The sequence below is a fragment of the Paenibacillus sp. S-38 genome (genome assembly GCF_049942825.1).
Classification (GTDB): Bacteria; Bacillota; Bacilli; order Paenibacillales; family NBRC-103111; genus Paenibacillus_G.
Genome location: NZ_CP187970.1, coordinates 7,737,737 through 7,756,559, shown reverse-complemented (window position 1 = coordinate 7,756,559; position 18,823 = coordinate 7,737,737). Strand labels below are relative to the sequence as shown.

Genomic DNA, 18,823 nt, shown 5'->3' with positions numbered 1-18,823 from the left:
GGCTTGGGAGGAGAGACGGGGATATGTCAAAGTTACGGGTAAGGTATGCGCCGAGTCCTACGGGACACTTACATATCGGCGGGGCTAGAACGGCCCTGTTCGATTATTTGCTTGCTCGCAAAGAAGGCGGCGAGTTCATTATCCGCTTCGAAGATACGGATCAGACACGGCATCTGGAATCCGGGATCGGCAGCCAGCTGGACGGTCTGAAGTGGCTTGGCGTGGATTGGGACGAGAGCGTGGATATCGGCGGGCCGTATGGTCCTTACCGGCAGACCGAGCGGCTGGACCTGTATCAGCCTTTTGTGGAGCAGCTGCTGAGAGAGGGCAGTGCTTACCGCTGTTACTGTACCGAAGCGGATCTGGAGCAGGAGCGGGCTGCACAGGAAGCTGCAGGCCAGATGCCGATGTACTCCGGCCGCTGCCGCCACCTGACGGCCGAGCAGATCGCCGCCTTCGAGGCGGAAGGCCGCAAGCCGTCGATTCGCTTCCGCGTGCCGGCGGATCAGACCATCTCGTTCGTGGATCGGATCCGCGAGCAGGTGGAGTTCGAGACGAATGGCATCGGAGATTTCATCATCGTTCGTCCGGATGGGATTCCGACCTACAACTTTGCCGTTATTCTGGATGATCACCTGATGAAGATCAGCCTGGTCATCCGCGGGGAGGAGCACCTGACGAACACCCCGCGTCAGATCATGATGTACGAAGCATTGGGGCTGCCTGTGCCGGAGTTTGCCCACCTCGCGCTGATCCTGAACCAGGACCGCAAGAAGATGAGCAAGCGCGATGAATCCATCATTCAATTCATCGAGCAGTATAGAGAGCTCGGCTATCTGCCGGAAGCGGTCATGAACTTCATCGCCCTGCTGGGCTGGTCGCCCAAAGGGGAAGAGGAGATCTTCACCAAAGAAGAGCTGATCGCCCAGTTCGACCTTGACCGCGTGTCGAAGAGCCCGGCCGTATTCGATATGGATAAACTGAACTGGATGAACAACCAGTATATCAAGAAAGCCGACACGGACCGGATCACGGCCCTGGCTCTGCCGCACTTGCAGCAGGCCGGACGCCTGCCGGAAGAGCTTACGGCCGAGCAGCAGCAGTGGGTCCGCTCGCTGGTCGGGCTTTATCAGGAGCAGCTTCGCTATGCGGCCGAGATTGTCCCTCTCTCCGAGCTGTTCTTCCGCGAGGATGTCAGCTATGACGAGGAAGCCCAGACCATGCTCGGAGAAGAACATGCGCCGGTAGTGCTGCGCAGCTTCCTGGAGCAGGTGGAAGGGGCGGCCGAGTTCAGCGTGGATGCACTCAAGGGCCTGATCAAATCCGTGCAGACCGCTACAGGCTATAAAGGCAAGCAGCTCTTCATGACGATCCGCGTGGCGCTGACCGGCCAAATGCATGGCCCGGATCTCAACATGACCTTGTTCCTCCTCGGCCGGGAAACCGTAGCGGCACGGCTGAAGAAATTATTGTAATAGGTTGCGTTTTCCGATATACTGACAATAACATTTTGGCAACTCTATAGTTTCTATGGCGACGAACGGGAAAGTACGCAGCTGCAGGGTTATCAGAGAGAACGACCGGTCCGTAGATGGGCCAGGCTGGAAGTCGTTCAACCCTTCTCTTGACGGAAGTGCACCCGGGAGCCGCACAGCCGATCTGCCTGCGAGCATACATGCTGCAGCGGCAGGGTAGTCTGTGCCGTGAGCGTTCACGTTACGAACGATGAAGATGGGAAGGCTGTGTCTAAGGGGAGAACACTTAAGACGTATGCCGAACCAAGCAGAGTGGAACCGCGCTTCGAACGCCTCTGCAGCCCGTAAGGGCTGTAGGGGCTTTTTGATTTGCGCCGGAGCTCCGGTAAACCGGTCTGCTGGTGATTCAGATGGGGTATAAGGGCGGGGGAAGTGGTGATACTGGTATGTTTAGAAGAATGAAAGAAGACATCGAGACGATCTTCGAGAACGACCCAGCAGCCAGAAGCTGGTTTGAAGTGGTATTCACTTATGCCGGCCTGCATGCCTTGTGGGCGCACCGGGTGGCCCATTGGTTTTACCGCAAGCGCTGGTTCACCCTGGCGAGAGTGATTTCCCAGATGAGCCGGTTTATGACCGGGATTGAGATTCATCCGGGAGCGACCATCGGAAGAAGATTCTTCATCGACCACGGCATGGGGGTGGTCATCGGGGAGACCTGCGAGATTGGCGACGATGTACTGCTCTACCATGGGGTAACGCTCGGAGGCACGGGCAAGGAGCGCGGTAAGCGCCACCCGACGATCGGCAACAATGTGGTCATCTCGGCAGGAGCTAAGGTTACCGGCTCCTTCACGGTAGGTGACAATTCCCGGATCGGTACGAATGCCGTTGTGCTGAGTGAAGTGCCGCCGAACAGTACGGTGGTAGGCATCCCGGGAAGGATCGTCAAGCGGGATGGTGTCCGGGTAGGACGTCTCGAGCACGACAAGCTGCCGGATCCCGTGGTGGATATGTTCCGCCAGACCCAGCAGCAGATCGATGAACTCAAGTTGGAACTCGATTCCATGAAAGCCAGAAGCGGAGGGAAGTAAGAATGACCCTGAAGATTTACAATACGATGTCGCGGACCAAAGAGGAGTTCCGGCCGCTGGATCCGGGTAAGGTGAGAATGTATGTTTGCGGGCCGACGGTATATGATTACATTCATATCGGCAATGCCCGTCCGGTCATTTTCTTTGATGTGGTGCGCCGCTATCTTGAATCCGTCGGCTATGAAGTAAACTATGTCGTTAATTTCACCGACGTCGACGACAAGCTGATCCGCAAGGCAGCCGACATGGGCATGACCGTTCCGGAAGTTGCCGATCTCTTCGTGCAGAAGTACTATGAGGATACCAAAGGTTTGGGCGTCCGGGAAGCGACGCTCCATCCTAGAGTCACGCAGAACATGACGGAGATCATTGAGTTTATCTCCGGCTTGGAGGAGAAGGGTTTGGCTTACGAAGCGGGAGGAGATGTGTTCTTCCGCACGCGGAGTTTCCCCGAATACGGCAAGCTCTCGCATCAGAACCTCGAAGAGCTTCAATACGGCATCCGTGTGGATGTAGATGAGCGCAAGGAGAATCCGCAGGATTTCGTTCTTTGGAAAGCGGCGAAACCCGGTGAGATTTCCTGGTCCAGCCCTTGGGGGGAAGGACGTCCGGGATGGCATATCGAATGCTCGGCCATGGTCCGCAAATTCCTGGGGGACACCATCGATATTCACGGCGGCGGACAGGACCTGGCGTTCCCTCACCATGAGTGTGAGATCGCTCAGTCCGAGGGAATGACCGGTCATGCGATGGCGAACTATTGGATGCATAACGGGTTTGTGAACATCAACAATGAGAAAATGTCCAAATCCCTCGGGAACGGCATCAATGTGAACCGGCTGCTGGAGACGATCCCATCCCAGGTGATCCGCTACTTCATGCTGTCGGGCCACTACCGCAACCCGCTGAATTTCAGCGATGAGGCTGTAGAGCAGGCCAAAGGAAGCCTTGCCCGGCTGGAGAACTGTATTGCGGGGCTGAAGCACCGTCTTCAGTCCGCGGTGGAAGGGGAGGCGGAAGAGGATGTCACCGAGGCTGTCCGGTCCGTGAAGGAACAGTTCGAAGCCAAAATGAACGACGACTTCAACACGCCGGATGCCATTACCGCCATGTTCGAGTTGGTGAATTTCGCCAACCCGTACGCGGCGCGTGAGAGTGTAAGTACGGCTTCTCTTCAGCTTCTGCTGGAGCAGTTTGCAGCGATGGACGGCGTGTTGGGCATACTAACTCCGGAGGATGAAGGTTTGCTTGACGATGAGATCGAGCAACTGATCATCGAACGGACGGAAGCCCGCAAATCCAAGAATTGGGCGCGGGCTGATGAAATTCGCGACCTGCTGACGGCGCGGGGTATCCTGCTGGAAGATACGGCGCAGGGCATTCGTTGGCGGCGGAAATAGGGGACTATCGAGTGGAAATATCAGAACTTACGCTGGGGGGCGGGCTCTTTGCCTTTCCTCCGGCCAAAGAACCAAAGCTGCTGAACCCATTGGTATTGGCTTACGTGGGGGATGCCATATATGAAATGTACATCAGGCAGTATGTCATTTCTCAGACGAATCATAGGCCAAACCATCTGCATAAGCTGTCTACCCGGTACGTATCGGCGAAAGCCCAAGCGAAGGCGCTCGAGCGGTGGCTGCCGCTGCTGACAGAGGAAGAGCTTGATATTGTCAAACGAGGGCGCAACGCCAAATCCGGATCCTCCGCGAAGAATGCGGATATCTTGGAATACCGGCACAGTACGGCTTTTGAATGCCTTGTGGGCTACTTGTATTACTTGGGGCGCTGGGAGAGACTGCAGGAACTGCTCCGGCTTACGCTGGAGGCGCAGGATCCACAGTAAGGAGAGGAGAGGGGGAACCATGATGGAAGAAAAAGAGGAAGATATCATCGGTGGCAAGCACTCTGTTATGGAGGCCCTGCGGTCGGGACGGTCGATCAATAAGATCTGGATCGCCGAGGGAGCGCAGAAGCAGGTTGTTGCACCGATCCTAACGGAGGCTAAGGCCCAAGGCATCATTGTCCAGAATGCGGATAAGCGCAAGCTGGATGCCATGGCGCCGGGACTCCAGCATCAGGGGGTCGTGGCACAGGTGGCTGCCTATGCTTACGTCGAGGTTGAGGATCTGCTTGCTCGCGCCAGGGAGAAGGGGGAAGAACCGTTTCTGCTGCTGCTCGATGAGATTGAGGACCCGCATAACTTGGGATCGATTCTTCGGACAGCGGACTGTACAGGGGTTCATGGGGTGATCATTCCCAAGCGCCGGTCGGTAGGACTTACGGCGACCGTATCGAAGACCTCGGCAGGTGCAGTGGAATATGTGCCTGTAGCCCGTGTTACGAACTTGGCCCAAACCATCGACCTGCTCAAAGAAGAAGGGGTATGGATTGCAGGTGCGGATGTAGGCGCAACCCAGCCGGTATTCGAGACGAATCTGAATCTGCCGCTGGCGATTGTCATTGGTAATGAACAGAAGGGAATGGGCAGGCTCATCCGGGAGAAATGCGACTTTCTCTTGAAGCTGCCGATGTCGGGCAGTATCAATTCGCTTAATGCTTCCGTTGCCGCGGGCGTATTCATGTATGAAACCGTTCGGCAGCGGATGGCGGCGGCCCGCTAAAGCGGGAGCAGGCTATGATTCAAGAAATTCTCATCGTGGACGGTTACAACATCATAGGAGCCTGGCCGCATCTGCAGCAGCTCAAGGAGATCCGGCTGGAGGAAGCGCGCGATAGGCTCATTGAGATCATGGCGGAATACCAATCTTTCTCAGGGATGAAAGTGATCTTGGTTTTTGACGCATACTATGTACCGGGGCTTGGCGGCAAGTATCTGCAGAGCCGGCTTCCGGTGTATTATACGAAGGAGAAGGAAACCGCGGACGAGCTGATCGAACGGCTTGTTACCGCCCATGTGGGCCGGCGCAAGCAGGTCTATGTAGCCACCTCCGACATGACGGAGCAACATGTAATCTTCGGCAAAGGGGCATTCCGGATACCGGCTTCCGAGCTTTTGATTAAAGTTCGTGCCGCGCGTCAGGACATCCGGCGGAAGATCGAGCAGGATACGGACAGGCGGACCAATACGTTTGACAGCAGGCTCGATAAGGACACGCGGGACCAGCTCGAAAAGTGGAGGCGGGGGAAGTAAGATCATTCCGGCCTATACCAGAAAAAGGTTTTTCGCAGGGGATTCGGTTGACGATGATAGATTACATAATGTATACTAATCCTATCTTTCAAGCGTAGGCCGGGGGGATTGTGGTGAGTGTCGACCTCAAAGAGTTGAGAATGTCCGAATACGACCTCAAGGCAGACGAAGATATTGTCGAAGCGGTCCGAGAAGGGGACAGTGACGCGCTGGAATACCTGATTAACAAGTATAAGAATTTTGTACGCGCCAAGGCGCGTTCTTATTTTCTTATCGGTGCGGATCGTGAAGACATTGTCCAGGAAGGCATGATCGGTTTATATAAGGCCATTCGTGACTTCCGCGGCGATAAGCTCGCTTCCTTCAAGGCGTTTGCCGAACTATGCATCACCCGCCAGATCATTACGGCCATTAAGACAGCTACCCGACAGAAGCATATTCCGCTGAATTCCTATGTTTCGCTGGACAAGCCTATTTATGATGAGGACTCCGACCGGACGCTGCTGGATGTAATTTGCGGCTCCCGTGTTTCCGACCCGGAGGAATTGATTATCAATCAGGAAGAGTTTAGCGGATTGGAAGACAAAATGGGAGAAATCCTAAGCGACCTGGAGCGCAGGGTGCTCATGCTTTATTTGGATGGAAGGTCTTATCAAGAGATTGCTGTAGATCTTGACCGGCATGTAAAGTCGATAGACAATGCGCTGCAGAGGGTCAAACGGAAGCTGGAACGATATTTGGAAGTGCGCGACGCCTAGAGCCGGCACCTTGCAAACCTTGCAGGGTGCTTTTTATTATGTAATTTATGGGATATCTTTATTATAGAATGCTTGTTCGCTTCTTGCAAGTGGAACAACGGAATATACCGTTTGGAAAACTTTGTTTAAAAAAAGCTCACCCCGTTAATAATGAAGGCAAGGGACGGATGCTTACTTTATGCTTTTTTCTTGACATGGAATAGGGCGTATGCTAAAGTATTCAGGTAGCCTTAGGGACGAAAGGCGTTTTTTTGCTGGTTTGATAAGAAAATGCATCTGCTGATCTTATGAAATCAACTCTTTTGCGCAAGTGAGAGAAGCGAAGAGACGTTTACTCTAGTATCGTAAGGTAAATTTTGAGGCTGGTCCGTAGGAGGTGACATCATGCGGGTGATCATCACGCTAGCGTGCACGAACTGCAAGCAAAGAAACTATACGTCTTCCAAAAATAAGCGCAACCATCCCGACCGCATGGAGTTGAAGAAATATTGCAAGTTTTGCAATGAACAAACGGCTCATCGCGAGACTCGCTAGTTTTTTGGAGGTGTAGTTGTGTCCTTTTTGGCTAGAATGAAGCAGGGATTCGGCAACACATTTTCTTTCTTCGGCGATGCCTGGGCAGAGCTGAAAAAGGTGAAGTGGCCTACCCGTAAAGAGCTCACTACCTATACGCTAGTTGTGTTATTTACGGTCATCTTCGTGACGGTGTACTTCTACGTGTTAGACTTGGGCATTTCTGAGCTGCTTCGCCTCGTGTTCGAATGATGATGACTACAGGTGGCGCTATGGAAATGGAAAAAAGATGGTACGTCGTACATACCTACTCCGGGTATGAAAACAAGGTGAAGGCAAACTTGGAGAAACGCGTTGAATCCATGGACATGAAGGACAAGATCTTCCGTGTTCTCGTACCCATGGAAGAAGAGCTTGTGAACAAAGACGGTAAGAAGAAGACGGTTATGCGCAAAGTGTACCCGGGTTATGTTCTTGTGGAGATGATCCAGACGGACGATTCCTGGTATGTTGTGCGTAATACGCCTGGCGTTACCGGGTTTGTAGGTTCGACCGGTTCCGGATCGAAGCCTACGGCGCTGCTTCCTGAGGAAGTGGACTCCATTCTCAAGCACATGGGGATCGAGGAGCCGAAGCCGAAGATCGATTTCGAGCTCAAAGAAACCGTGCGCGTAAAAGTCGGGCCTTTTGCCAACTTTGTCGGATCGGTGGAAGAAATTCTGCTCGACAAAGCAAAGCTTAAGGTTCATGTAAACATGTTCGGCAGAGAGACTCCTTTGGAGCTTGACTATAACCAGGTTGAGAAAATCTAGGTTACTGGAAAGTCTGCCATACTACGGATGAGGGGGTGTCACACATGGCAAAAAAGGTTATCAAAATGGTGAAGCTGCAGGTTCCTGCAGGGAAAGCGAATCCGGCGCCGCCAATCGGTCCGGCACTTGGTCAAGCAGGCGTGAACATCATGGCGTTCTGCAAAGAGTTCAATGCTCGTACAGCTGACCAAGCAGGTCTGATCATTCCGGTTGTTATTACGGTATTCGAAGACCGTTCCTTCACGTTCGAAACGAAAACTCCGCCGGCTGCAGTACTGCTTCGCGTTGCTGCTGGAATCGAAAAGGGTTCCGGTGAGCCAAACAAGAAGAAAGTTGCGACGGTTAAACGTTCGAAAGTTCGTGAAATCGCCGAGCAAAAAATGCCTGACCTTAACGCTGCATCTGTTGAAGCTGCAATGCGTATGGTTGAAGGTACAGCTCGCAGCATGGGCGTTATCATCGAAGACTAATCGTCGACTAATGATAACGTGCAGGCTATAGGCATTTCCCTTAACCGGGTGTGCCATTCAGTGGGAGGATATTCCGCTAATACCACTTAGGAGGATAAGATTGTGCCAAAACACGGTAAGAAATACTTGGAAGTTGCCAAGCAAATCGATGCCGAAGCATTCTACGAGCCGCTTGAAGCGATCCAGCTCGTGAAGCAAACGGCGCGTGCTAAGTTCGACGAAACTGTCGAAGTAGCCGTACGTCTCGGCGTTGACCCGAGAAAACAAGACCAAGCTGTTCGTGGCGTAGTAGTACTGCCACACGGTACGGGTAAAACAAAGCGTGTTCTCGTATTCGCAAAAGGCGATAAAGCAAAGGAAGCGGAAGCTGCCGGCGCTGATTTCGTAGGCGATCAGGACATGATCAATAAAATTCAGCAGGGCTGGTTCGACTTTGATGTCTGCGTAGCTACGCCGGACATGATGAGTGAAGTGGGTAAGCTCGGCCGTATTCTCGGTGGTAAAGGTTTGATGCCTAACCCTAAAGCGGGTACAGTTACGTTCGACGTAACCAAAGCCGTTCAGGAGATCAAGGCAGGTAAAATCGAATACCGTCTGGATAAAGCCGGTCAAATTCACGCGCCTATCGGCAAAGTTTCTTTCGATGCCGAGAAGCTTGCTGAAAACTTCAAAGCACTGATCGATGCACTGAACAGAGCGAAGCCTGCTGCAGCTAAAGGTGTATACCTGAAGAACGTAGCGGTATCCTCGACCATGGGTCCTAGCGCTCGTGTGAATGCAACGATTCTGAGATAGGAAAGTAAGGGTTGACTTTTATAGTCATCCATGCTAACCTATGTTAGGTTGCTTAGAAGAACTAACAAACGAATATGCTTACCGTAGACAGCAGGTGCCTCAGGGCTTAATTTCCTGCCGAGGTGTTATGATATAAGTTCGGATATTCTTTGCTCGTGAGCTGAAGAATACTTGAATCATCATGCCTTCGCCTTGTCTGCGAAGGCATTTTCGCATTTATGCGAGAATGTCCGGAAGCTGGGTGAAGGCTGTAAGCCCTCGGGATGTGTTTGCGTCGTAAGTTTTTGAAGGATGTCAGTTTTCTCACGAAAACTTGTAGGAGGTGCAAAAATGGCAAATGCAAAAGTAATCGAGCTGAAATCGCAACAGGTATCGGAAGTATCCGAGAAGCTGAAAGTGAGCTCCTGCTCCATCGTCGCTGACTATCGTGGTCTGAACGTTGCTCAAGTTACCGAGCTTCGCAGACAGCTTCGTGAAGCTGGCGTTGAGTTCCAGGTTCTGAAGAACACGCTGGTACGCCGCGCTACGGCATCCGCTGAACTGTCCGAATTGGATGAGTTCCTTACGGGTCCGACAGCGATCGCATTCAGCAAAGACGATATCATTACTCCAGCGAAAATCCTTACGGATTTCGCTAAGAAGAATGACAAGCTGAGCGTAAAAGCGGGTGTAGTTGAAGGCAAGGTTGTTGACTTCAACCAAATCAAAGCGCTGGCTGAACTCCCATCGAGAGAGGGTCTTCTGTCCATGCTCCTCAGCGTGCTCCAAGCTCCTATGCGCAACTTCGCCCTTGCGGTTAAAGCTGTGGCTGAGAAGCAAGAAGGCGGCGCACAAGAAGCTTAATTCTTTTGAAATGAATGTTTTACCCAATACTTTATGAATGATAATGGAGGTTTAACCATGAGCAAAGAGCAAATCTTGGAAGCCATCAAAGGCATGACTGTACTCGAACTGAACGATCTGGTTAAAGCAATCGAAGAAGAGTTCGGCGTAACTGCAGCAGCTCCAGTAGCAATGGTAGCTGGCGGCGGCGCAGCAGAAGTAGCAGAGCAAACTGAATTCGACGTAATCCTGACAAGCGCTGGCGCTTCCAAGATCAACGTTATCAAAGTTGTTCGCGAAATCACTGGCTTGGGTCTGAAAGAAGCAAAAGACCTGGTAGACAACGCTCCGAAGCCACTGAAAGAAAAAGTAGCTAAAGAAGAAGCTGAAGCGGTAAAAGCGAAGCTTGAAGAAGCTGGCGCATCCGTAGAAGTGAAGTAATTTTGTTTTACCGATGACCCCTTGATGAGGCTTCCTCTCAAGGGGTTTTCGTTTTGGATGAATAGGGAATAAAAGTAGAAAGGGGGGATCGATGTGTCAGAACATTACTATACCGAGAAGCCGACCACAGGTCATGATCTCGGCCAGGTGGAAGAAAAGCTCCGCGGCCGCACCTATACGTTTGCTACGGATGCTGGAGTCTTCTCCAAAAAGGGTGTGGATTACGGATCGAAGCTGATGATAGAAACGATGGAGTTTCAGGCCGATGCGAGGGTGCTTGATGTCGGATGCGGTTATGGACCGATTGGATTGGCTGCGGCTGCCTTAGCCGACCAAGGCCAAGTAACGATGATCGATATCAATGAACGAGCGATTGAGCTGGCCAAGCGGAATGCCCAGCGCAACAGCATACGGAATGTACGGATCATGCAGAGTGATCTGCTGGCCGAGGTAGCCGGTGAGTCTTTTGATATCGTATTGACCAATCCGCCGATTCGAGCAGGGAAAGAAACGGTACACCGGATCTTCGAGCAGGCTCACGCGGTCTTGATGGTGGGGGGAGCCTTATGGGTGGTTATTCAGAAGAAACAGGGAGCTCCATCAGCGCTTACCAAGCTTGAATCCTTGTTTTCATCCGTGGAAGAAGTGGAACGGGACCGAGGGTATTGGATTTTAAAAGCAACCAAATAATCAGGGTATCTTGGGTTTCGGAGATGCGATCCTTACCAATCCAGCAAACATGTATATCTTATGGGAATATTGTTGACTTGATTTTTTGAATGTGATATCATAGTTAAATGTCAGCATTAGGATTGGGATATATGTCTTTAGTTTACTAAAATGTCAAGATTTATTTTTTTCTTGCCGAGGTGAATAAAATTTGGGCTTTCGACGTATAATGTCTAAATTTTAAGTAAACCCTGAAAGGTATGAAGAAAATAATGGTAAGATTGACGGATAGTCTCCCATCGTATGTACGTAACTAGAAGCTTCCTAAAGAAGTGACTCTTCGCGCAGTATTTACTCGAGAAGGCTTCCCTAAGAGGCTTTTATTTTGTTCCATTGAGTAGACATAAGGGGTGAATCTAAGTTGGCGGGTCATCTGATTCAATTAGGTCGACGTAAACGCAGGTCGTACGCTCGGATTAATGAGGTTCTGGAAGTGCCGAACCTGATTGAAATCCAACAAAAATCATACCAGTGGTTTTTGGATGAGGGATTGCGTGAAATGTTTCAGGATATTTCCCCGATACAGGATTTTACGGGGAATTTGGTGTTGGAATTTATCGATTACAGCTTAGGAGAGCCTAAGTACTCTGTCGATGAGTCCAAGGAACGCGACGTCACCTTCGCTGCACCGCTTCGTGTGAAAGTGCGTTTGATCAATAAGGAGACCGGTGAGGTAAAAGAGCAGGAAGTCTTTATGGGCGATTTCCCGCTGATGACGGAGACGGGTACCTTTATTATCAACGGAGCTGAACGGGTTATCGTCAGCCAGCTGGTTCGTTCCCCTAGCGTCTATTTTAGCACGAAAATAGATAAGAACGGTAAGAAAACTTACACCGCTACGGTCATTCCGAATCGCGGTGCCTGGCTGGAGCTTGAGACGGATGCGAAGGATATCATCTATGTCCGGATCGACCGCACACGGAAGATTCCGGTTACGGTACTGCTTCGTGCGCTTGGCTTCGGTACGGATGCGGAGATTATTGACCTGCTAGGTGATGATGAGTACATCCGCAATACGCTTGATAAGGATAATACCGATTCGACGGACAAGGCCCTGATCGAGATTTATGAGCGTCTGCGTCCGGGCGAGCCTCCGACACTGGATAATGCAAGAAGCCTGCTTGTAGCTCGCTTCTTTGATCCGAAGCGTTATGATCTGGCGAATGTCGGCCGGTACAAGATTAACAAGAAACTTCACATAAAGAATCGTCTGTTCAATCAGCGTCTTGCTGAAACGCTGGCGGATCCGGAGACAGGCGAGATCATCGCCGAGGCTGGCCAGCTGATCGACCGTCGCCTGCTTGATACGATTCTGCCTCATCTGGAAGACAATGTGGGCTTCAAAGAGTGGAGCGTAGCGAACGGTATTGCCGACATGGATAAAATTCCAATGCAGTGCGTTCATGTCTACTCCCCGATTGAAGACGGCAAGGTCGTTAAGGTCATCTCCAACGGCAAGATCGACAAGACGGTCAAGAACATCACGCCTGCGGATATCATCTCTTCGATCAACTACTTCATCGATCTGCTTCACGGGATCGGCAGCACGGATGATATCGACCACCTGGGTAACCGCCGTCTGCGTTCCGTAGGCGAACTGCTTCAGAACCAGTTCCGGATCGGTCTTTCCCGGATGGAGCGTGTAGTCCGTGAGCGGATGTCCATACAGGATGTCAACACGATTACGCCACAGCAGCTCATCAATATTCGTCCGGTCATTGCGTCCATCAAGGAGTTCTTCGGCAGCTCCCAGTTGTCGCAGTTTATGGACCAGACGAACCCGCTGGCTGAACTTACGCACAAGCGCCGTCTGTCGGCACTCGGACCGGGCGGTCTGACGCGTGAGCGGGCAGGCTTTGAAGTCCGCGACGTTCACCACTCCCACTATGGCCGGATGTGTCCGATCGAGACTCCTGAGGGACCGAACATCGGTCTGATCAACTCCTTGTCGACCTTTGCCCGTGTGAACGAGTTCGGCTTCATCGAAGCGCCATATCGTAGAGTTGATCCGCACACTGGTGTGGTTACGGATAACATTTCTTATCTGACAGCGGATGAGGAAGATAACTACGTTGTGGCTCAAGCGAATGCCAAGCTGGACGAAGAGGGCAAATTCGCGGAGGACGTCGTTATCGTCCGTTACAAAGACGATAACTTGATGCTTGCCAAAGAACGCGTCGACTATATGGACGTATCTCCAAAGCAGGTCGTCTCCGTAGCGACAGCGCTCATTCCGTTCCTCGAGAACGATGACTCCAACCGTGCGCTCATGGGATCGAACATGCAGCGTCAGGCCGTGCCGCTTCTCATTCCGAAGTCCCCGCTTGTCGGTACAGGGATGGAGCATAAGTCGGCTAAGGATTCCGGTGTATGTATCGTATCCAAGGTCAACGGTGTGGTTGAACGCGTATCGGCCAATGAGATCTGGGTTCGCCGTCAGGAGATGGTTGATGGTAAGCTGGTGAACGGAGACCTCGTTAAACATAAGCTTCACAAGTTCCTTCGTTCCAACCAGGGAACGTGCATCAATCAGCGTCCGATCTGCCACAAAGGGGAACAGGTTCGCGTAGGCGATATTCTCGCTGACGGTCCTTCCACCGAGATGGGCGAGCTGGCGCTGGGCCGCAACGTAGTCGTTGCCTTCATGACTTGGGAAGGGTACAACTACGAGGATGCCATCCTGTTGAGTGAGAAGCTCGTGAAAGAGGACGTTTATACTTCGATTCACATCGAGGAATACGAGTCCGAAGCACGGGATACGAAGCTAGGACCGGAAGAGATTACGCGCGACATTCCGAACGTTGGTGAAGACGCGCTGAAGAATCTCGATGAGCGCGGTATTATTCGTGTAGGTGCCGAGATTGCCGCGGGCGACATTCTCGTCGGCAAAGTAACACCAAAAGGTGTAACGGAGCTGACGGCGGAAGAACGGCTGCTTCACGCGATCTTCGGTGAGAAGGCCCGTGAGGTTCGTGATACTTCCCTCCGTGTCCCTCACGGTACTGACGGGATCGTAGTGGACGTAAAAGTATTTACCCGCGAAAATGGCGATGAACTCCCTCCTGGTGTAAATCAGCTGGTGCGTGTGTACATCGCTCAGAAGCGTAAGATCTCCGAAGGCGATAAGATGGCGGGTCGTCACGGTAACAAAGGGGTTATCGCCCGTATTCTTCCTGAAGAGGACATGCCGTTCCTGCCGGACGGTACGCCGGTCCAAGTCGTACTGAACCCGCTCGGCGTTCCGTCGCGGATGAACATCGGGCAGGTGCTCGAGGTTCACTTGGGGATGGCGGCCAAGTATCTGGGGATTCATACGGCCACACCGGTATTCGACGGTGCGCGTGAATATGACGTATTCGATACGATGGAAGAAGCAGGCATGCAGCGTAACGGTAAGACCCTGCTTTATGACGGACGTACCGGTGATCCGTTTGAGCGTGAAGTGACGGTTGGCGTCATGTACATGATCAAGCTGGCGCACATGGTCGACGATAAGATCCATGCCCGTTCCACAGGTCCTTACTCGCTCGTTACTCAGCAGCCGCTGGGTGGTAAAGCGCAGTTCGGCGGCCAGCGTTTCGGCGAGATGGAAGTATGGGCGCTCGAGGCCTACGGCGCCGCTTATACGCTGCAGGAGATCCTGACGGTAAAATCCGACGACGTGGTTGGCCGTGTCAAAACGTACGAGTCGATCGTCAAAGGCGAGAATGTACCGGAACCGGGCGTGCCGGAGTCCTTCAAGGTATTGATCAAAGAGCTTCAGAGCTTGGGTATGGATGTTAAGATCTTGTCCGAGAACGAAGAAGAAATCGAAATGAAGGAAATGGACGACGACGATGAGGTCACAAGCGACAAGTTGAACCTCAATCTGGAAGGCGCCGAGATGGGTGTGGAATAACACCCATCTGTCACAATGACGTAATGCAATGGTGTAAGCCGCACATAGACAGCACATTGTTACAACGGATGCTTCCGATGTAGTTTTGTTGCACAAAACTTGGAGGAGGGTTGCTCCTTGATCGACGTCAACAATTTTGAGTACATGAAAATCGGTTTGGCATCTCCGGATAAGATTCGCTCGTGGTCCAGAGGTGAAGTCAAGAAGCCGGAGACGATTAACTATAGAACGCTGAAGCCTGAGAAAGAGGGCCTATTCTGCGAGAAAATCTTCGGGCCTACGAAGGACTGGGAATGTCACTGCGGTAAATACAAGCGTGTCCGTTACAAAGGCGTCGTTTGCGACCGCTGCGGTGTAGAAGTTACCCGCCAGAAGGTACGCCGTGAGCGCATGGGCCACATCGAGCTCGCCGCGCCGGTGTCCCATATCTGGTACTTCAAGGGCATCCCGAGCCGGATGGGTCTGGCTCTGGATATGTCCCCGCGTTCGCTCGAAGAGATCATTTACTTTGCATCCTACGTGGTTACTGACCCTGGTGATACGCCGCTCGAGAAGAAGCAGTTGCTCTCCGAGAAGGAGTATCGCAGCTACCGCGAAAAGTACGGCTATGCATTCCAGGCAGGAATGGGAGCTGAGGCGGTCAAGAAGCTTCTTCAGGACATCGACATCGAGAAGGAAGTCGAGATGCTGAAGGAAGAATTGAAGACGGCTCAGGGTCAGCGCCGTAACCGTGCGATCAAGCGTCTTGAAGTTATGGAAGCATTCCGTAACTCCAAGAACATGCCGGAGTGGATGGTACTTGATGTCCTCCCGGTTATTCCGCCGGAACTGCGTCCGATGGTACAGCTCGACGGCGGCCGTTTTGCGACGTCTGACCTGAATGACCTGTACCGCCGCGTAATCAACCGGAACAACCGTCTGAAACGTCTTCTGGACCTCGGAGCGCCGGATATTATCGTGCAGAACGAGAAGCGTATGCTTCAGGAAGCCGTTGATGCTCTGATTGACAACGGCCGCCGCGGCCGTCCGGTTACCGGACCGGGCAATCGTCCGCTCAAATCCCTCAGCCACATGCTGAAGGGTAAACAGGGACGTTTCCGTCAGAACCTTCTGGGTAAGCGCGTAGACTACTCGGGCCGTTCGGTTATCGTAGTAGGACCTAGCCTGAGAATGTATCAGTGCGGTCTCCCGAAAGAGATGGCGCTCGAGCTCTTCAAGCCGTTCGTCATGAAGGAACTTGTCAATAAGGGCCTCGCCCACAACATAAAGAGCGCGAAGCGCAAGGTAGAGAGAGTCTCTCCAGAGGTTTGGGATGTGCTTGAAGAAGTCATTAAGGAGCATCCGGTCCTTCTGAACCGTGCCCCTACGCTTCACCGTCTCGGTATCCAGGCATTCGAACCGATCCTGGTCGAAGGCCGTGCGATCAAACTGCACCCGCTCGTATGTACGGCTTACAACGCCGACTTCGACGGTGACCAGATGGCCGTCCACGTGCCGCTGTCTGCCGAGGCTCAAGCTGAAGCACGCCTGCTGATGCTGGCTGCCGGCAACATCCTGAACCCGAAGGACGGCAAGCCTGTTGTTACGCCTTCGCAGGATATGGTTCTTGGATCGTTCTACCTGACGACCGAGAACAAGAATGCCAAAGGTTCGGGTACGATTCTGCGTACCGTAGCGGAAGCTGTGTCTCTCTATCACCGTGGAGACGCCGCGCTTCATGCGCGTGTCGCTATTCCGGCCAAAGCGCTTGGCAAAGAGAGCTTTACGCCTGAGCAGCAGGAAGCTATGCTCGTTACCACCATCGGTAAGATTATCTTCAACGAGATCTATCCGAAGGACTTTCCGTACATCAACGAAGCGACCAAGGCGAACCTCCTGAACGGGGCGTCTGATAAGTACTTCGTATTCGGTAAGGGACAGGACATCCGCAAAGCGATGGATGAACTGCCTGAAACCAAAGCCGTGGGTAAGGATTACCTGGGGACTATCATTGCGGAGTGCTTCCGTAAATATCACACGACCCAAACCTCGATTATCTTGGATGATATCAAACAGCTGGGCTTTACGTATTCCACGCGTGCGGGGATTACGATTGCCGTTGCGGACGTTGTCGTACCGCAAGAAAAGACAAAGATCATGCAGGAATCCGATGACAAGGTCAGCGTGGTAACGAACCAATACCGCCGTGGTCTCATTACGGACGATGAGCGTTATGACCGAATTATTGCGATCTGGAGCAAAGCGAAGGATGAGCTGACGGATATCCTGATGAGATCCCTCGACAAGTACAATTCCATCAACATGATGGTGGAATCGAAGGCGCGGGGGAACAAATCGCAAATTACCCAGCTGGGCGGTATGCGTGGTCTCATGGCGAACCCGTCCGGTAAGATCATCGAGCTCCCGATTAAGTCGAACTTCCGTGAAGGTCTGACAGTACTCGAGTACTTCATCTCCACACACGGTGCCCGTAAAGGTCTCGCCGATACGGCACTTCGTACAGCCGACTCGGGTTATTTGACCCGCCGTCTCGTTGACGTGGCGCAGGATGTTATCGTACGTGATGAAGATTGCGGTACGGACAAAGGCTTCCTCGTATCGCGGATCCAAGACGGCAAAGAGGTTATCGAGGATCTGTACGACCGTATTGAAGGCCGGTATTCCTTCGAGACCGTACGTCATCCGGAATCCGGCGATATCATTGTGAACCGCAACGAACTGATCGATTCTACGGTAGCTGATCAGATTATTGCGGCAGGCATTACCAAGCTTCAGATCCGCTCCGTACTCAGCTGCCGCTCCAAGCACGGCGTATGCAAAAAGTGCTACGGCCGTAACCTGGCAACGGGTCAGTTCGTCGAAATCGGGGAAGCTGTAGGGATCATTGCAGCTCAATCCATCGGGGAGCCGGGAACCCAGCTGACGATGCGTACGTTCCATACAGGGGGCGTAGCAGGGGATGATATCACGCAAGGTTTGCCGCGGATTCAGGAGCTGTTCGAGGCCCGTAATCCTAAGGGTCAAGCGATCATTACGGAGATCGACGGCGTAGTGAAAGAAATCCGCGAAGCCAAAGACCGCAGAGAAATCGAAGTACAAGGCGAAGCGGAATCCAAGACATACAACGTGCCTTACGGCTCGCGTATTCGCGTTACCCTCGGCCAGAACGTGGAAGCAGGGGATGAGCTGACGGAAGGTTCCATCGACCCGAAAGAAATGCTGCGTATCAAAGGCATCAGGGGCGTACAGAACTACATTCTGCAGGAAGTTCAGCGCGTATACCGTAATCAGGGCGTAGAAATCAACGATAAGCACGTGGAAGTTATGATCCGTCAGATGCTGCGTAAAATCCGTATCGTAGATGCGGGGAATACAACGCTCCTTCCAGGCTCCTTTGTTGATATGCATGAATATGAGGAGGCCAACAAGGTGGCGCTCATCGCTGGCGAGGAGCCTGCGGTTGCGAAGCCGGTTCTTCTCGGTATCACCAAAGCATCGCTGGAGACCGACTCCTTCCTGTCTGCTGCATCCTTCCAAGAGACGACACGTGTCCTGACGGATGCCGCCATTAAAGGGAAGGTGGACCAGCTGCTGGGTCTGAAAGAGAACGTTATTATCGGGAAACTCATACCTGCTGGTACGGGGATGTCGAGATACCGTAATATTCGAATCACCGATCCGAATGCGGATCCTCTCGATGAAGAAGTGACAGAGGCGGAAGCCGTAACGGTAGAGTAAGGATACAACCGCTTGCCTTGGAAAAGGTCTTCAAAAATCTTTGAAAAGGCAAGCGATCCTTTCTTGACACAGTCTGGTTGAAGTGATAATATATCCAAGTGTGCCAAAGCACATGGTTCCTGAC

At 52.4% G+C, this 18,823-nt stretch carries 17 protein-coding genes and 1 other annotated feature; all 17 genes read left to right on the top strand.

Going from position 1 to position 18,823, the window contains the following annotated elements:
* The first annotated feature begins 23 nt into the window (after window positions 1–23).
* The 17 genes from gltX (at window position 24) to rpoC (ending at window position 18,699) form a co-directional block, all read left to right on the top strand.
* Complete coding sequence (gene gltX, locus ACP26L_RS33915; protein WP_426449960.1) at window positions 24–1,475, top strand: glutamate--tRNA ligase; 1,452 nt, start codon at window positions 24–26, stop codon at window positions 1,473–1,475.
* Between the two features lie 446 nt (window positions 1,476–1,921).
* Complete coding sequence (gene cysE / locus ACP26L_RS33910) at window positions 1,922–2,569, top strand: serine O-acetyltransferase (RefSeq protein WP_426449959.1); 648 nt, start codon at window positions 1,922–1,924, stop codon at window positions 2,567–2,569.
* Window positions 2,570–2,571: 2 nt separating this feature from the next.
* Window positions 2,572–3,969: a cysteine--tRNA ligase gene (gene cysS / locus ACP26L_RS33905; protein WP_426449957.1), complete on the top strand. Its 1,398-nt coding sequence runs from the start codon at window positions 2,572–2,574 to the stop codon at window positions 3,967–3,969.
* An 11-nt stretch (window positions 3,970–3,980) separates the two neighbouring features.
* Complete coding sequence (locus ACP26L_RS33900; protein ID WP_426449955.1) at window positions 3,981–4,415, top strand: Mini-ribonuclease 3; 435 nt, start codon at window positions 3,981–3,983, stop codon at window positions 4,413–4,415.
* Between the two features lie 22 nt (window positions 4,416–4,437).
* Window positions 4,438–5,193: a 23S rRNA (guanosine(2251)-2'-O)-methyltransferase RlmB gene (rlmB, locus tag ACP26L_RS33895; RefSeq protein WP_426455204.1), complete on the top strand. Its 756-nt coding sequence runs from the start codon at window positions 4,438–4,440 to the stop codon at window positions 5,191–5,193.
* Between the two features lie 14 nt (window positions 5,194–5,207).
* The gene (locus ACP26L_RS33890; RefSeq protein WP_426449954.1) at window positions 5,208–5,723 is read left to right on the top strand and encodes an NYN domain-containing protein; all 516 of its coding nucleotides are present in this window, start codon (window positions 5,208–5,210) and stop codon (window positions 5,721–5,723) included.
* A 113-nt stretch (window positions 5,724–5,836) separates the two neighbouring features.
* Window positions 5,837–6,481, top strand: a complete 645-nt coding sequence (gene sigH, locus ACP26L_RS33885; RefSeq protein WP_014372566.1) for an RNA polymerase sporulation sigma factor SigH — start codon at window positions 5,837–5,839, stop codon at window positions 6,479–6,481.
* A 384-nt stretch (window positions 6,482–6,865) separates the two neighbouring features.
* Entirely contained in the window at window positions 6,866–7,015 is a 150-nt protein-coding gene (rpmG, locus tag ACP26L_RS33880) for a 50S ribosomal protein L33 (protein WP_014372565.1), read from the top strand.
* Window positions 7,016–7,033: 18 nt separating this feature from the next.
* A complete protein-coding gene (secE, locus tag ACP26L_RS33875) occupies window positions 7,034–7,246 on the top strand; it encodes a preprotein translocase subunit SecE (protein ID WP_013921179.1) in 213 nt (70 codons plus the stop codon).
* 26 nt (window positions 7,247–7,272) lie between these two features.
* On the top strand, window positions 7,273–7,806 hold the full coding sequence (nusG, locus tag ACP26L_RS33870; RefSeq protein ID WP_014372564.1) for a transcription termination/antitermination protein NusG: 534 nt from the start codon (window positions 7,273–7,275) through the stop codon (window positions 7,804–7,806).
* A gap of 44 nt (window positions 7,807–7,850) precedes the next feature.
* Window positions 7,851–8,276 (top strand): 50S ribosomal protein L11, encoded by a 426-nt coding sequence (gene rplK / locus ACP26L_RS33865; RefSeq protein ID WP_013921177.1) that lies wholly within the window; start codon window positions 7,851–7,853, stop codon window positions 8,274–8,276.
* Window positions 8,277–8,378: 102 nt separating this feature from the next.
* Complete coding sequence (gene rplA, locus ACP26L_RS33860; RefSeq protein ID WP_013921176.1) at window positions 8,379–9,071, top strand: 50S ribosomal protein L1; 693 nt, start codon at window positions 8,379–8,381, stop codon at window positions 9,069–9,071.
* Window positions 9,072–9,134: 63 nt separating this feature from the next.
* Window positions 9,135–9,293 (top strand) — a sequence feature (ribosomal protein L10 leader region).
* A 108-nt stretch (window positions 9,294–9,401) separates the two neighbouring features.
* On the top strand, window positions 9,402–9,914 hold the full coding sequence (rplJ, locus tag ACP26L_RS33855) for a 50S ribosomal protein L10 (protein ID WP_013921175.1): 513 nt from the start codon (window positions 9,402–9,404) through the stop codon (window positions 9,912–9,914).
* Window positions 9,915–9,971: 57 nt separating this feature from the next.
* Window positions 9,972–10,334: a 50S ribosomal protein L7/L12 gene (gene rplL / locus ACP26L_RS33850; RefSeq protein WP_013921174.1), complete on the top strand. Its 363-nt coding sequence runs from the start codon at window positions 9,972–9,974 to the stop codon at window positions 10,332–10,334.
* Window positions 10,335–10,427: 93 nt separating this feature from the next.
* Window positions 10,428–11,024 (top strand): class I SAM-dependent methyltransferase, encoded by a 597-nt coding sequence (locus ACP26L_RS33845; RefSeq protein ID WP_426449951.1) that lies wholly within the window; start codon window positions 10,428–10,430, stop codon window positions 11,022–11,024.
* Window positions 11,025–11,406: 382 nt separating this feature from the next.
* Window positions 11,407–14,961, top strand: coding sequence for a DNA-directed RNA polymerase subunit beta (gene rpoB / locus ACP26L_RS33840; protein ID WP_426455202.1), 3,555 nt, complete (start codon window positions 11,407–11,409; stop codon window positions 14,959–14,961).
* Between the two features lie 117 nt (window positions 14,962–15,078).
* Complete coding sequence (gene rpoC / locus ACP26L_RS33835; RefSeq protein ID WP_426449950.1) at window positions 15,079–18,699, top strand: DNA-directed RNA polymerase subunit beta'; 3,621 nt, start codon at window positions 15,079–15,081, stop codon at window positions 18,697–18,699.
* The last annotated feature ends 124 nt before the right edge of the window (window positions 18,700–18,823 follow it).

Coding starts and splice junctions, on each gene's coding strand:
- ACP26L_RS33890 (WP_426449954.1), top strand. CDS start 5,208: ATGATTCAAGAAATTCTCATCGTGGACGGTTACAACATCATAGGAGCC.
- nusG (WP_014372564.1), top strand. CDS start 7,273: ATGGAAAAAAGATGGTACGTCGTACATACCTACTCCGGGTATGAAAAC.
- rplL (WP_013921174.1), top strand. CDS start 9,972: ATGAGCAAAGAGCAAATCTTGGAAGCCATCAAAGGCATGACTGTACTC.
- cysE (WP_426449959.1), top strand. CDS start 1,922: ATGTTTAGAAGAATGAAAGAAGACATCGAGACGATCTTCGAGAACGAC.
- rlmB (WP_426455204.1), top strand. CDS start 4,438: ATGGAAGAAAAAGAGGAAGATATCATCGGTGGCAAGCACTCTGTTATG.
- rplJ (WP_013921175.1), top strand. CDS start 9,402: ATGGCAAATGCAAAAGTAATCGAGCTGAAATCGCAACAGGTATCGGAA.
- cysS (WP_426449957.1), top strand. CDS start 2,572: ATGACCCTGAAGATTTACAATACGATGTCGCGGACCAAAGAGGAGTTC.
- rplK (WP_013921177.1), top strand. CDS start 7,851: ATGGCAAAAAAGGTTATCAAAATGGTGAAGCTGCAGGTTCCTGCAGGG.
- gltX (WP_426449960.1), top strand. CDS start 24: ATGTCAAAGTTACGGGTAAGGTATGCGCCGAGTCCTACGGGACACTTA.
- rpmG (WP_014372565.1), top strand. CDS start 6,866: ATGCGGGTGATCATCACGCTAGCGTGCACGAACTGCAAGCAAAGAAAC.